Source organism: Bacillus cereus G9842 (assembly GCF_000021305.1).
Classification (GTDB): domain Bacteria; phylum Bacillota; class Bacilli; order Bacillales; family Bacillaceae_G; genus Bacillus_A; species Bacillus_A thuringiensis_S.
The window spans coordinates 4,734,348-4,746,012 of sequence record NC_011772.1 but is presented as its reverse complement, the minus strand read 5'-3'; the positions used below and the strand labels follow the sequence as shown (position 1 = coordinate 4,746,012).

Here is an 11,665-nt window from a genome sequence, read left to right as displayed (position 1 = left end):
TAGAGGAAGTCTTTTAAGTGGAAGTATCTGAGAAGAGGAGAATAGAAAGTTTCATGAAAAAAATAAGCGCGTTTATCGCATTGATTATAGTTGGAGTTACATTACTTATAGTGAAGGGTGGATCTATTGTAGATCAACTCAATCCATTTATTAAAGAAGGTATTTATTATGCTGTTGTTGATAATGATGGTAAATATGGAGCCGAAAACAAAGGTTTTGCTAGATGGGAATATAAATTCAAAGGATATAATGAATCTGGTCAAGAGCAAAAGATTGCGATGACTGCTTCAAAACATTTAAGAATAGGAGCATATTTAAAGATTAGATCTAAAGGAAGTTATGGTATGGAATGGGAAGAAGTGCAAGGTGATGAAATACCAGCTAAAGTGAAAGAAAAAGTAACAATAAAACATATTTAGTTATAGAAATGATAAGTTGAACGATCAAAATTTGAATGCAATGGCAGTATATGATAATTTCTAAATTTTTTATAAAGAAAATAAAGTTTATCTGAACTTTATCTAAACTGCATTTATTCTGTATACAATCACTAGTATCCTATAGTGTGTGGATAAAAATTGATAAGGAGTAGCAGGATAATTATGCAGGTTTCTAAGAAGAAAATATTATTATTTCTTTCAATTATTCTTTTGGCTTTATTGGCGGTGTATGTATGTACAAATAATAAGCATGTCCAAAATATTGTTCATAATATAGAAGACATTTATAAAGTATATAAAGAGAATCAAGCATTGAAAGGGAAAATTGAACATCAAGAATCATTAAAGGGTAAAGTGCAAATGTTAAGTGAGGAGAAAGAAAATCTTACTAAACTTATCAATAAAACGAAAGAATTAAAGGAACAAGGAAAATACAATCTAATTCAAGCTACAGTAGTAAGGCGTGAAGCAGAAGATTGGTATGGAAAAATCTCTCTTGAGAGAGGGGCACAACATGGTGTAAAGGTTGGTATGGCTGTTATTACAGTGAACGGTTTTATTGGAAAGGTAGATAGTGTAGATCAATATACATCTGTTGTGAAATTAATTACGAGTGATGAACGAACGAATCGTTTAGCAATCACCCTTCAAAATAATTCATCCATTTTAGGATTTGTTACAGGGTATGATAAGAAAAAACAGGCCCTTCGAATTGATAATATCCCATCAGATAAAGTGAAAGAAATAAAAATAGGTGATAGCATTATTACCTCTGAATTGAGTCAGAAAATACCACCAGGTCTTGAAGTAGCAGAGGTACTAGAACAAGAACAAGATCAATATGGTCTTACTTATACTATTTATGCAAAACCAAAGGCAAATTTATATGATTTAGAATATGTTATTTTAATACAACCTAAATAATAGTTTTATATAGAGTCCATCAGAGGTGGATTAGAAACGAAGAGAATTAATGTAAAGTAAAGAGTGAGAGGGATAAGGAAAGGTAAAACGGTACTAAATTTAATAACATATGGGTATATCTTTATATCGTTGTTATCTTATCTTTATCTTGGACAATTATAATGAAGAGGTAAACTGATGATAAGTGCAAAGTTATTAAGTATTACAGAGGGGCTTTTTTTGTCCATTTCTAATGTTAATGATTTATATAACTTTTTAAATAGACTAGAAAACCTATAAAATATCCTTCGAATTTATATTTATAAATATATTATTTAAGTGTGAGAATATTGATGTCATCTTCGTGAGAACAAAGTAAAGGTATATGAATCGGATTATGAAAATAATAATTTTAATATAATGATTTTAAGGTATTGTACATTACAAAAATGTAAGGATAATGTAAGAGGAATCAATATTGCTGTTTGTCGGGAAAAGATAAAATGATAGTTAGTGGCTATGAAAATAGCATGATCGTAGCACTAGCCACATGACAGGAGGCAATATGAAAACTTTAATATTTGAAGAGAACGTTGTACAAAGAGGGGATAGTAAAAAGGTGAATGTAGTATACCACGCTGTAGAGAATCGTGGGTGTGAAGTGTGTTATTAAAACTTTCTATTTCCAGTATGAAAAAAATGATAAAGGATTACATCGTTTTACTAATAGGTCTTGTAATCTCAATTTCTATTTTTTATATGTTTCAAACGCTTGCGTTAAATAAAGAGTTTACAATGAATAACAGTATTATTGGTTCAATTGTATTTGTATTTCAAATAGGCTCTGTTTTGGTAGCGTTTATTACATTCTTTTATATTTTTTATGCAAACTCTTTTCTACTTTCACTCCGGCAGAAAGAGCTTGGTATGTACCTTGTATTAGGGGCGAAAAAGAGTAAAATTAGTCAACTTTTATTTTTTGAGACGTTCATTATGGGAATGATTTCACTAGTGCTAGGTAGTGTATTCGGAGCCATTCTTTCTAATTTCGTTAGCAAATTTCTAACGAAACAATTGGAAATTTCAGCGGAAGGTTATCAAGCATTTTATGGTCCTGCATTCAAAATAACATTTATATTCTTTAGTGTGTTATTTCTACTTACATCCGTTGTGAATGTGATTCGTATAGCACTTAAAACAGAACTAGATTTAATTCGTACAGAGGAGCAAACGGAGCGCATACGAATGAAAGGACCAGCCACAATATTGTTACTTTTATGTAGTTTGCTAGGACTAGGTGTAGGGTATTATTTCGTACTCTTCGTAGGAATAAAGGGCGCTGGAGCCATTATGCTTCCACTATTCACGATTACAATCGGGACATATCTTATATTTATTTCGTTCTTACCTATGATTGTTAACAGGTTAAAGAAAACGCGCTATTTAAATGAGAAGAAATTAAATGCATTTACATTTGCACAATTGCAGTTTCGTGTAAGTAGTTTGGCGAAAATATTAGGCACGGTAACGATGCTAATTGGACTGGGTGTGGGGGCAATGGCTGGTGGCATGTCTTTACAGAAAAACGTAATCCTTACAGCAGAAAGAATGTCAGGTTATGATATTACAATTCATGATCCAGAAGCAGAGGATTATAAAGCTATGGAAAAAATGAAAATTGTAGATAAAAAACAATATAAATATAAAGTTAATAATGAGGCTGTTTACTATTTAAAAGAAGAATTATTGGAGAATCCTCCACTGTTGTTTGGAAAGAAAGAGACAACACATATTACTGAACAACTTCCATCTTCGAGCTATAGGATGTTTAAGGGGGAGGAAGTTGATCCATCTAGTTCTACGTTACCACTGAATTGGGATAAGAGTATGGATAGTGATTTTAGATCGAATATTTCTGTATATGATCGTAAACCTGTCTATATCGTCGATGAAAAACGTTATGAAGCAATTCAAGGGAATGAGCATACATTTTTTATTGCTAAAGTAGATAATATTTTAAGGTATAAAACAGAGTTAAAAGAGATGGATGATCGTCAAATCGAAAAAATAGCCGCTACTATTAATAAGCCTAAGGAAGATGTATATTTACCGACAAACTATAGTGATTATGAATCTATGCTTGCCTTTTCAAAAGGAACTTCCTTTATGGGATTCTTTTTAGGCCTTGCTTTTTTAGCTATGATGGCAAGTTGTTTAATGTTTAAGATCCTTTCTGGAGCTACGAAAGATATAGGGCGTTATGAGATGCTTCGGAAAATTGGGGTACGTAAAGAATTACTTATAAAATCTATGTATAAAGAATTAGGCATTGTATTTCTATTTCCAGCTATATTGGGTCTTATACACGTTTTGGTAGGAATGAATGTATTTACATTTGTTAAATTTTTTGTGAATCCATATGTGAATATTGGACTTCCGATTTGTATATTTTTAATTATTTACGTTGTTTACTATTTGATCACTATTCAATTATATAAGGGGATTGTCCTCCCAAAGAAAAAATAGAATATAGAATTCAAGGGTCTCAAACTTATTATAGTTTGGGACTTTTGAATATTATTAAGGAGAAATCAAGGAATCCCTCTACTATTTTTAAGGAAATACATCTATACATAGAGATTAGTGTAATTAATTACACTAATTGAATTTTTAAGTGAAATATATCGTATCTGCATCTTATATTTATATAGCTTGTTTAGTCTATAAATACCCCCAAGCTGGTATTTAAAAAAGTATACAGGGAGAAAATGAAACAAGAAAGAAAATTTTACCAATTTGTGCGATGGCACTTTTATCAATAGGATATTCATCGTTAGCTAGCGCATCTACTGGAACAACGTCAAAGGGAGAGGTATCAGCACAAGCATTAGAAAAAAAGGAAGCAGAATTTCATGCTTGGCAAAAAGAGGCGTTAGAGAAGAAGAAAGCAGCAATGCAGGAGTAAAAAAAATCATTAGAACGAGCAGAAGCCGTGATTCAGGATCAATAAAAAGAAGTATTAGGGAAAAAGAAAGCAACGATTCAATCACAACAAAAGAATGATATAGAGAAAAAAGAAGTAGCGAAACAATGATGATACCAAGTGCATGTTTTGTGGTATTAGGATCTGTATTTGGATTTATTCGTCGTAAGATTAAAGTATAAAATTTGTATTAGCCTATAAAAAATGGATGAATTAAAAGTGAAACTTGTAAATTTTATTGGATTTCCTTTTATATTAATTTGGTTATTGAGCATATAGGTGAACAGTAATCATTTGGATAGGAACTATGGTTGGAATGAGTTTGAGATATTGAAAAAGCTTTGCGAGGATACGCAAAGCTTTTTGTATAGTTTATTTTCTTTCGATTCACATTGCAAATAAGGAGAAAGAGGATCCTCTATGTTTGAGTTTATAAAAGGTGAAGAGGAAAATTTATTATAACTTTTGTAATAAGCGTTCGCTGCTTTCCATATCTCCTTTACATAAAGGACATTGCGGCTCTTCTTCTAACGAAAAGTTTTTACGCATCCACCCACGGCAGTTTTCTTCTTGGCATTCCCATACAGCAATTGCTTCTGGTTCTTCTACAGGTTTATCATTTTTTCTCCAATACATGTGATCGCTCCCTTAAATTGAAAAGTTTTTCGGAAAAAACAAAAAAGGTTGTTAACGATTTTGTTAACAACCTTTTTATATTAGTTCATTATACTTTATTTTTTGAAAAAATGCGAAGTTTAGTAATTGTTAAAGTATAGCAAAATAAGGATTATAAATCACTGTTGAAAGCTTTGATAATAATTCAATTTGACACGGTGTATGCCCCGTCAACCTTCTCGATATTTTTCTAGCTCTTCTTCATGCTATTGTTTTGTTGACTTTGGAATTTCTATATCATCAATTAGGCGTCGCTGCTGTTGTGTATTCCATAATATGCTCGTTGTATGGAAGACTTTTTGTTTTGAAAACACTATGAAGTTTAATAAATTTATCCAGCATAAACGGGTAGTAGGGATCCCAGCTCAAAATTTGGTTGGAGCGAAGAAGTTAGGTGGAAATAAAGGTTTTGAATATACAGTTAAAGCTTATGATGAGAAGGGAGAAGAGAAAGAAGTAACAATTGATGGCGTAGATAAATTACAAAAAGGCTCGTACTGGCATGTCATTACAAGAGGGAAGTTTTTACATGATAAAGTAGAAATAGAAGTAGATAAAATTCCTGATGGTGCGAAGGCGAAGTTAGGATTATAAAGATAAAACCGATTCTCAATGTGGGAATCGGTTTTGTTATTTTATGGTAAAATATAGAAAGGAAGTGAGAGATATGCTGCTCGTTGTTAGCCTTATATTAATTGGGGTTATGTGCAGTATGAGAATAGTATCCTTACATATGATAGAACGAGAAAAGATAGAAGAGAGAGATGTATATTGTCCAAAACGTAATGCGAAAATTTGAAGAGGAAATTCTGCTCCTTTTTGTTCGAAATGTAATTTAATATTTTAACTATAGGAAATCCGAAATCATTTTGTATGGTTTCGGATTTTTTATGCTGAAAATAGAAGAAATAAAGAGCGGAAAAAAGTTTGAACAAGGGATTGAGTATATGAATATTATTGAAGGATATCCCATTATTATGAAGTATTTCGTAGAGATGGATCGAGAAGTTTTGAGGGTTTTATTACCTGATGAAAGAGGGATTCTTCCTACGAGGCCAGAGTGTGATGAATGTTATAAGACTCAATTGGATGGTATTGAGGAGAGTTGATAAAAAAAGAGCTTGAAACTATTCAAGCTCTTTTTTATGACTATTTATGTCCTAAAATATGCTCAATCTCATGCAAACTTAATTTACTTGCCTTAGCAATCGTTTCAAGTGGTATACCAAGATCATACATATTTTTAATCATTTGAATTTTTCCCTGTTGGACTCCTTCTTTTCGACCTTTTTCAATGCCTTTTTCAAGCCCTTTTTTTATCCCTTGTTCCATCCCTCTTTTTATTCCTTCTGTCTCTGCGTGGGCGAATTTTGCTGCTTCATCCATTAAAACTTTCTCCCTTGCGTCATAGGCTTGTCGGAAAGAAGAATCTTGACTCATACGTTCCCATTTATTTATCGCTTTTTGTAAAATAGGGTCTTGGTTCATAGCAATATCCTCCAATAGTTTAGTTAAGTGCTCATCCTCATTTGCTGAAAGCAATAAAAGCCAACGAACAAATGGATCTTTCCACGGATTTACTTTTTCTTCATACCATTGTTCAGTTAACTTTGGAATTTCTATAGTGTGGATTTCTATGTCGTCACTTAGGAGTTTTTTTTGTTGTGTATTCCATAATATGCTCGTTGTATGGAAGGCTGGGTGTTCCGAAAACATTACGAAGTTTAGTAAGTTTATGGTGATGGTTTTGTGAAGTGCACTGTAGGGCATCCCTTTTTGTAGTTGAGATGTGTATAGTCTTCCCCAATAATATAAACTGCGTTTAACCATATCGTGATTATTATTGAGTTGTATTTCTACATTGACTTTTGTTCCTGTGTTTAATGTCGCTGAAATGTCTAAAATAGATAACTTATCCTCTTCATATTCCCTGTGTAAATGTGGATCTTCTAGTTGTAGAGAAGCAATGGGCGACTCTAAAGAATCTTGTAACATAGCGTTTAAAAATGCAATTAGAATATCTTCACTACCATTCGTACCAAACAATTGTTTAAATGCAAAATCAATGCGTAAATTAACTAACTGTTGGTTGAACAAAGTTTGTCCTCTCCCTTATATGAAGGTGCTTCTTTCCTTCATTGTACATAAAAAGAACTAGAGTATGCAAACTAGTCATTCTACTATTTTTTAGTAATATTATTAGAAAATGAAAGGTAAGTATGTTTATGGTATACTCTAGTGAAATTGTAAATAAGGATGCTAATACGAACTGGGAAAATTGGGTGGAGTTTGGTTGTGACTGAAAAAGATAGGAGAAAGAATAATAAATGAAAAGAAGAAGAAAATCTGGAGAAAAAGTACAAATGAGTCATTTTACACTTCCTTTATGCTACGGAAGTGAAGCACCATATTATTATTACGAGGTAGCGCCCCATGAAAGAGAGGGACGCTTCCATTTAACATCAGAACTTTGCGTAATGGACGATGAACATTACTTTATTAGAGGTTGTTTAGAGATTCCTATCATTGATTACCACGAAAATTTCATATGGACTGTGTGGGTATCGCTTAGTAAAGAAAGTTATGATGAAGTATTAGAAAAGTGGGATGAGAGAGGCCGAGAAAATAGTGATCCTTATTTTGGGTGGTTATCTGTAGAAATACCAGTTTATCCAGAAACATTAAATTTAAAAACAAATGTACATATAAGAGAAGTTGGAATGGCACCGTATGTTGAATTAGAGCCAACCGACCATCCTTTAGCAATTGAACAAAGAAATGGAATTACTTTAGACAGAGTTAAAGAAATAGAGGAAATTATTCAACGACATAACTAGATTAGAAGAGAAAAAACGAGTGCTAGCACTCGTTTTTTTCTTTACACAACCGCAGGATTATAAATCATCGTAAAGTGTCCTGGTAATAATTCAATGTGACAAGGTGTATGAAGCGAACTTTCTCCATCTGTATCTACTTCTTTTTCTTCCTCTGTTTCGATATGAATGGATTTCGCTTTTACGTGGAAGATGTCATTTTCATTTGAGTCTTCAAATAGTTTCTTTCCGATATAATCTTTAAACGCTTGAATACCTGTTGATTTGACTACGAAAATATCAAGTGTTCCGTCATCACATTTTACGTTCGGAATAAAGGACGGGATACCGCCAAGATATTCACCATTTCCAACCATGACAAGGACAGCTTCGTCTTCATATACTTGTCCGTCATAAGTGATTTTTACCGGGAATGTTTCAGCATTTTTTACAGTTCGAATTGTACTTAAATAGTAACCGATTTTACCAAGCTTTGCTTTTTCTTCTGCATCGATATTGTTTGATACTTCAGATACGAGACCAATCCCCCAGAAGTTTAAGAAATGTTGTCCATTTGCTTTTGCAACGTCAACTGGTTTTATATGTTCTTTTGTAATAAGTTTTGCCGCTTCTGCAATGTTTTGCGGAACACCAAGTGTGCGAGAGAAGTCATTGCAAGTTCCACCTGGAATAATTGCAAGTGTAGGTCTAGTTTCGAGAGGTGCTAAGCCATTTGTGCATTCAAATACTGTTCCATCACCACCAAAGACGATAATTAAATCTACTTTACTAGCAAACTCTTGGCAATATTTTGTTGCATCACCTTGTTTTTTCGTATGAAGGATATGTAGATCAGGAAAAGCTGCGGCAAGAGGTGGTACGATTTTTGTTAAATTTGTATGTAAGTCACCTTGACCAGCTTTCGGATTTACGATGAGGAGTACTTTTTCAAATTTTGTCTTTGTCATTTTTATTCTCTCCCTTTGTCTTTTACGAATCGTGATAGAAAATAAACTTCCATCAGTAATTGATGGAAGCTTATTTTATTATATTATTCCGTTACAACTGAAGCAATAAATGGTAAGTTACGATATTTTTCCGCACAGTCGATACCGTATCCAACGATGAATTCATCTGGAATTTGGAAGCCAACATATTCAGCTGTTAAGTCTACTTTACGGCGTTCTGGCTTATCAAGTAATGTACAGAACTTGAGTGCCTTTGGTTTATGCATAAAGAAGTGGTCTTTTAGGAAATGAAGTGTTAAACCAGAATCGATAATATCTTCTACAACAATTACGTTTTTTCCAGTAATGTTTACGTCAATATCTTTTAGTAGTTTCACTTTTCCTGTTGTTTCTGTTTGATTTCCGTAGCTAGATGCAGAAATAAAGTCAATTGTTACATCATTTTTAATGTGACGAATTAAATCAGCAGCAAATACGAATGAACCTTTTAATACTGCGATAACTACGATTTCTTCTCCTTCAAAGTCACGTTCGATTTGAAGTGCTAATTCTTTCACTTTTGCTTGTAATTGTTCTTCAGAAATTAAAGTGTCTTTTATTTCAATATTCATTGTAATCCTCCTACAGTGTAAAACTTGCGAACATTTCGACTGTAAAGGATAGAATAGAAAAAGTCAAAGGAGATAGTAATTTTTTACAAAGATAAAGACAAAATCATCTGATGATATGATATACTAAGTACATTAAGAAAACGCTTCCAAAAAGGGTGAATATGATGAAGAAGAAACAGTACACAAGTGTAACATTTATAAAAGCATTACTTTTAACAATTGTTCTTGGCCTGTTGGCTTACGTAATTGATGTACCTGCGATTCGTATTTCATTAATTGGAATGACTTTAGTGTTAGGAGCAATTTCGCACGGTATGATGTCGCAGCTAAAAGAAGCTGGACTTGATGATATGAGAAATCATATAGATAAAAAGTAAGAAACCTTCATTATATAGAGTGAAGGTTTTTTGTTTCTTACAAAAATGTAAGGTAGTTGTAAGGCAAATCGATAGTTGCATAATAGCATTTTGGATAAACTATGGGTGTAAGGTAAAAGGCAAGCATATTTTAGGTAAATTAAGTTTTAGGCACTCTATATGTGAAAAAGGAGTAGGAGGGCATGGAGAAACGTTGGACGACCTTTTCTTTTTTAGCGACTAGTAATACCGTAATGCTAGATGGAAAAATGGATTTTTTGCACTTGTTTGATCGTGAAGATGATCATTCTTCTTCTAAATTTACAATGAAATGGAATAAATGGAGCGAAAGTTGTAGGTTTGAAGAAGAGGCCCCTAACGAAGAGCAAAAGATTATTTTGACAAACCCTATTAAAGCGTGGGTTGTTCAACGTCGTAAGTGTAACGTCAAAAATCACTTCAAGAAAACTGAGCCGAGACAATTAGTTATCGCTCCGGCCCGTTCTACTTCCAAATCGCGCGAAAGTAACATGTAAATATTGAGACACACACCCGAAAAAAACATCGTATATATTGCGATGTTTTTTTCTTTTTCTACAATGAAATCTTTAAATGAATTATATTTCATCTGCATCTTATATTTATATCTCTTGCTTATTCTAGTAATACATCCGATGCGAGTTGATGTGAATAAAATATAAGGAGAGAATGAAGATGAAAAAGAGACTATTACCAATTTGTGCAATGGCACTTTTAACAGTAGGATATTCTTCAGTAGCGAGTGCTTCAACAGGAACATTGACAAAGGAAGAAGCAGCGCAAATGCAGCAAGATAAAGCTAAAAAAGAAGAAGCAATTAAGGAACAGCAAAAAAGTGAAATAGAGAAAAAGGAAGCGGCACAAGTACAAGAAAAAAATGATATGGCTAAAGAAGAGGAAGCAATAAAAGCTGAGAAAAAAAGTGAAGAAGAGAAAAAGAGAATAGCGCAAGAACAGTTAAAAAACGATATGGCCAAAAAAGAAGCAGCTATAGAAGCTGGGCAAAAGAATGAAGTAGCTAAAAAAGAAGTAGCCAAGCCAGTTGTACAAGGTGAAAAATTGCCAAACACGGCATCAAATAACGTGGTAATGATGGGATTAAGTGCAGCCCTTGTAGCACTAGGTACATTATTTGGTTTGAATCGTCGCAGTAAGTTTAAAGTGTAAATAAAATATTGTCCTATAAAGAATGGGATAATTTCATATATTAAAAATGGTAGGTTACTCCTACCATTTTTGGCATGGAGGGATGAAACATGAAGTTACTCAATTATATCGGTATCATATTGATGGCTATAGGGCTATTCATGGGATCCTATTACGCTGTGGAATGGTATAAAGGAAAGAGCTCTGCCGGGCAATTAACAGCAGAAGAAATAAAGAGCCTTAAAAATATACAAGATACTCAACTTTCTCATGAAACACCTGTAACCACTCAAGTGCCTTCTTCTCAAACAGAACATAAAGAAGGAGAAAAGGTAGCGATGTTAAACATACCGAAAATAAAGAAGAAGTTTTCTATATATTGGGGAGCGGATGATACGACTCTGAAAAAAGGAGTTGGTATGTTTGTTAGTGATTTAACGACAACTCCATCTGGAGGGGGACATACTGTACTGAGTGGACATCGAGATACTGTATTTACAGATTTAGGAGAGTTGAAAGAAAAGGATACCCTTGTTTTAGAGTATGATAATAAAACGTACACATATGAAATTCAAAAGACATGGATTACTCATGCGGATGATCGTAATGTTATTATAAAAAAAGAAGAACCGATATTAACACTGACAACTTGTTATCCATTTGATTATATAGGGGATGCACCAGATAGATATATTATCGAGGCGAAGTTAACTGGCAGTTATTCAAAATGA

The 11,665-nt window shown here is 33.2% G+C and carries 14 protein-coding genes and 2 pseudogenes; 11 read left to right on the top strand and 5 right to left on the bottom strand.

Annotation, left to right across the window (positions count from 1 at the left end; genetic code table 11):
• Positions 1 to 53: 53 nt before the first annotated feature.
• The 4 genes from BCG9842_RS23995 to BCG9842_RS23980 all read left to right on the top strand — a co-directional run bounded on the left by BCG9842_RS23995 (position 54) and on the right by BCG9842_RS23980 (position 4,308).
• A complete protein-coding gene (locus BCG9842_RS23995; protein ID WP_000723891.1) occupies positions 54 to 419 on the top strand; it encodes a YxeA family protein in 366 nt (121 codons plus the stop codon).
• Between the two features lie 183 nt (positions 420 to 602).
• Entirely contained in the window at positions 603 to 1,364 is a 762-nt protein-coding gene (gene mreC, locus BCG9842_RS23990) for a rod shape-determining protein MreC (RefSeq protein WP_001198148.1), read from the top strand.
• 642 nt (positions 1,365 to 2,006) lie between these two features.
• A complete protein-coding gene (locus tag BCG9842_RS23985; RefSeq protein WP_000924815.1) occupies positions 2,007 to 3,869 on the top strand; it encodes an FtsX-like permease family protein in 1,863 nt (620 codons plus the stop codon).
• Positions 3,870 to 4,146: 277 nt separating this feature from the next.
• Complete coding sequence (locus tag BCG9842_RS23980; RefSeq protein ID WP_015945913.1) at positions 4,147 to 4,308, top strand: hypothetical protein; 162 nt, start codon at positions 4,147 to 4,149, stop codon at positions 4,306 to 4,308.
• Between the two features lie 474 nt (positions 4,309 to 4,782).
• Here the strand turns inward: BCG9842_RS23980 and BCG9842_RS23975 are convergent, their stop codons facing one another.
• Both BCG9842_RS23975 and BCG9842_RS31715 read right to left on the bottom strand, forming a co-directional pair.
• Positions 4,783 to 4,962, bottom strand: coding sequence for a cold-inducible protein YdjO-related protein (locus tag BCG9842_RS23975; protein WP_000289928.1), 180 nt, complete (start codon positions 4,960 to 4,962; stop codon positions 4,783 to 4,785).
• A 248-nt stretch (positions 4,963 to 5,210) separates the two neighbouring features.
• A pseudogene (locus tag BCG9842_RS31715) lies at positions 5,211 to 5,336 on the bottom strand (Rpn family recombination-promoting nuclease/putative transposase); the annotation flags it as partial.
• A gap of 49 nt (positions 5,337 to 5,385) precedes the next feature.
• On the opposite strand from BCG9842_RS31715, the pseudogene BCG9842_RS23970 reads away from it, so the two are divergent.
• Both BCG9842_RS23970 and BCG9842_RS23965 read left to right on the top strand, forming a co-directional pair.
• Positions 5,386 to 5,595, top strand: a pseudogene (locus BCG9842_RS23970) (DUF1093 domain-containing protein); the annotation flags it as partial.
• A gap of 296 nt (positions 5,596 to 5,891) precedes the next feature.
• On the top strand, positions 5,892 to 6,110 hold the full coding sequence (locus BCG9842_RS23965; RefSeq protein WP_002081958.1) for a hypothetical protein: 219 nt from the start codon (positions 5,892 to 5,894) through the stop codon (positions 6,108 to 6,110).
• A gap of 40 nt (positions 6,111 to 6,150) precedes the next feature.
• On the opposite strand, the gene BCG9842_RS23960 is transcribed toward BCG9842_RS23965, so the two are convergent.
• Positions 6,151 to 7,098: an Rpn family recombination-promoting nuclease/putative transposase gene (locus tag BCG9842_RS23960; protein WP_000483092.1), complete on the bottom strand. Its 948-nt coding sequence runs from the start codon at positions 7,096 to 7,098 to the stop codon at positions 6,151 to 6,153.
• Positions 7,099 to 7,328: 230 nt separating this feature from the next.
• Here BCG9842_RS23960 and BCG9842_RS23955 point away from each other — a divergent pair, with 230 nt between their 5' ends.
• The gene (locus BCG9842_RS23955) at positions 7,329 to 7,838 is read left to right on the top strand and encodes a DUF2199 domain-containing protein (protein WP_000830226.1); all 510 of its coding nucleotides are present in this window, start codon (positions 7,329 to 7,331) and stop codon (positions 7,836 to 7,838) included.
• 41 nt (positions 7,839 to 7,879) lie between these two features.
• On the opposite strand, the gene BCG9842_RS23950 is transcribed toward BCG9842_RS23955, so the two are convergent.
• Together BCG9842_RS23950 and hpt are read right to left on the bottom strand one after the other, a co-directional pair.
• Positions 7,880 to 8,782, bottom strand: a complete 903-nt coding sequence (locus BCG9842_RS23950; RefSeq protein WP_000167900.1) for a diacylglycerol/lipid kinase family protein — start codon at positions 8,780 to 8,782, stop codon at positions 7,880 to 7,882.
• 83 nt (positions 8,783 to 8,865) lie between these two features.
• Entirely contained in the window at positions 8,866 to 9,393 is a 528-nt protein-coding gene (gene hpt / locus BCG9842_RS23945) for a hypoxanthine phosphoribosyltransferase (RefSeq protein WP_001019295.1), read from the bottom strand.
• 161 nt (positions 9,394 to 9,554) lie between these two features.
• Between hpt and BCG9842_RS23940 the strand changes: the two genes are divergently transcribed.
• The 4 genes from BCG9842_RS23940 (at position 9,555) to BCG9842_RS23925 (ending at position 11,665) form a co-directional block, all read left to right on the top strand.
• Positions 9,555 to 9,770 (top strand): hypothetical protein, encoded by a 216-nt coding sequence (locus BCG9842_RS23940; RefSeq protein ID WP_002081963.1) that lies wholly within the window; start codon positions 9,555 to 9,557, stop codon positions 9,768 to 9,770.
• Positions 9,771 to 9,952: 182 nt separating this feature from the next.
• Entirely contained in the window at positions 9,953 to 10,285 is a 333-nt protein-coding gene (locus BCG9842_RS23935; protein WP_000415613.1) for a hypothetical protein, read from the top strand.
• 178 nt (positions 10,286 to 10,463) lie between these two features.
• On the top strand, positions 10,464 to 10,955 hold the full coding sequence (locus tag BCG9842_RS23930) for an LPXTG cell wall anchor domain-containing protein (RefSeq protein ID WP_000746712.1): 492 nt from the start codon (positions 10,464 to 10,466) through the stop codon (positions 10,953 to 10,955).
• Positions 10,956 to 11,044: 89 nt separating this feature from the next.
• Positions 11,045 to 11,665: a class D sortase gene (locus tag BCG9842_RS23925; RefSeq protein ID WP_000771573.1), complete on the top strand. Its 621-nt coding sequence runs from the start codon at positions 11,045 to 11,047 to the stop codon at positions 11,663 to 11,665.

Bases quoted from the DNA above. Each gene is read 5' to 3' on its own strand.
- BCG9842_RS23995 (WP_000723891.1), top strand. From the start codon at position 54: ATGAAAAAAATAAGCGCGTTTATCGCATTGATTATAGTTGGAGTTACA.
- mreC (WP_001198148.1), top strand. From the start codon at position 603: ATGCAGGTTTCTAAGAAGAAAATATTATTATTTCTTTCAATTATTCTT.
- BCG9842_RS23980 (WP_015945913.1), top strand. From the start codon at position 4,147: ATGGCACTTTTATCAATAGGATATTCATCGTTAGCTAGCGCATCTACT.
- BCG9842_RS23975 (WP_000289928.1), bottom strand. From the start codon at position 4,962: ATGTATTGGAGAAAAAATGATAAACCTGTAGAAGAACCAGAAGCAATT.
- BCG9842_RS23965 (WP_002081958.1), top strand. From the start codon at position 5,892: ATGCTGAAAATAGAAGAAATAAAGAGCGGAAAAAAGTTTGAACAAGGG.
- BCG9842_RS23955 (WP_000830226.1), top strand. From the start codon at position 7,329: ATGAAAAGAAGAAGAAAATCTGGAGAAAAAGTACAAATGAGTCATTTT.
- BCG9842_RS23950 (WP_000167900.1), bottom strand. From the start codon at position 8,782: ATGACAAAGACAAAATTTGAAAAAGTACTCCTCATCGTAAATCCGAAA.
- hpt (WP_001019295.1), bottom strand. From the start codon at position 9,393: ATGAATATTGAAATAAAAGACACTTTAATTTCTGAAGAACAATTACAA.
- BCG9842_RS23940 (WP_002081963.1), top strand. From the start codon at position 9,555: ATGATGAAGAAGAAACAGTACACAAGTGTAACATTTATAAAAGCATTA.
- BCG9842_RS23935 (WP_000415613.1), top strand. From the start codon at position 9,953: ATGGAGAAACGTTGGACGACCTTTTCTTTTTTAGCGACTAGTAATACC.
- BCG9842_RS23930 (WP_000746712.1), top strand. From the start codon at position 10,464: ATGAAAAAGAGACTATTACCAATTTGTGCAATGGCACTTTTAACAGTA.
- BCG9842_RS23925 (WP_000771573.1), top strand. From the start codon at position 11,045: ATGAAGTTACTCAATTATATCGGTATCATATTGATGGCTATAGGGCTA.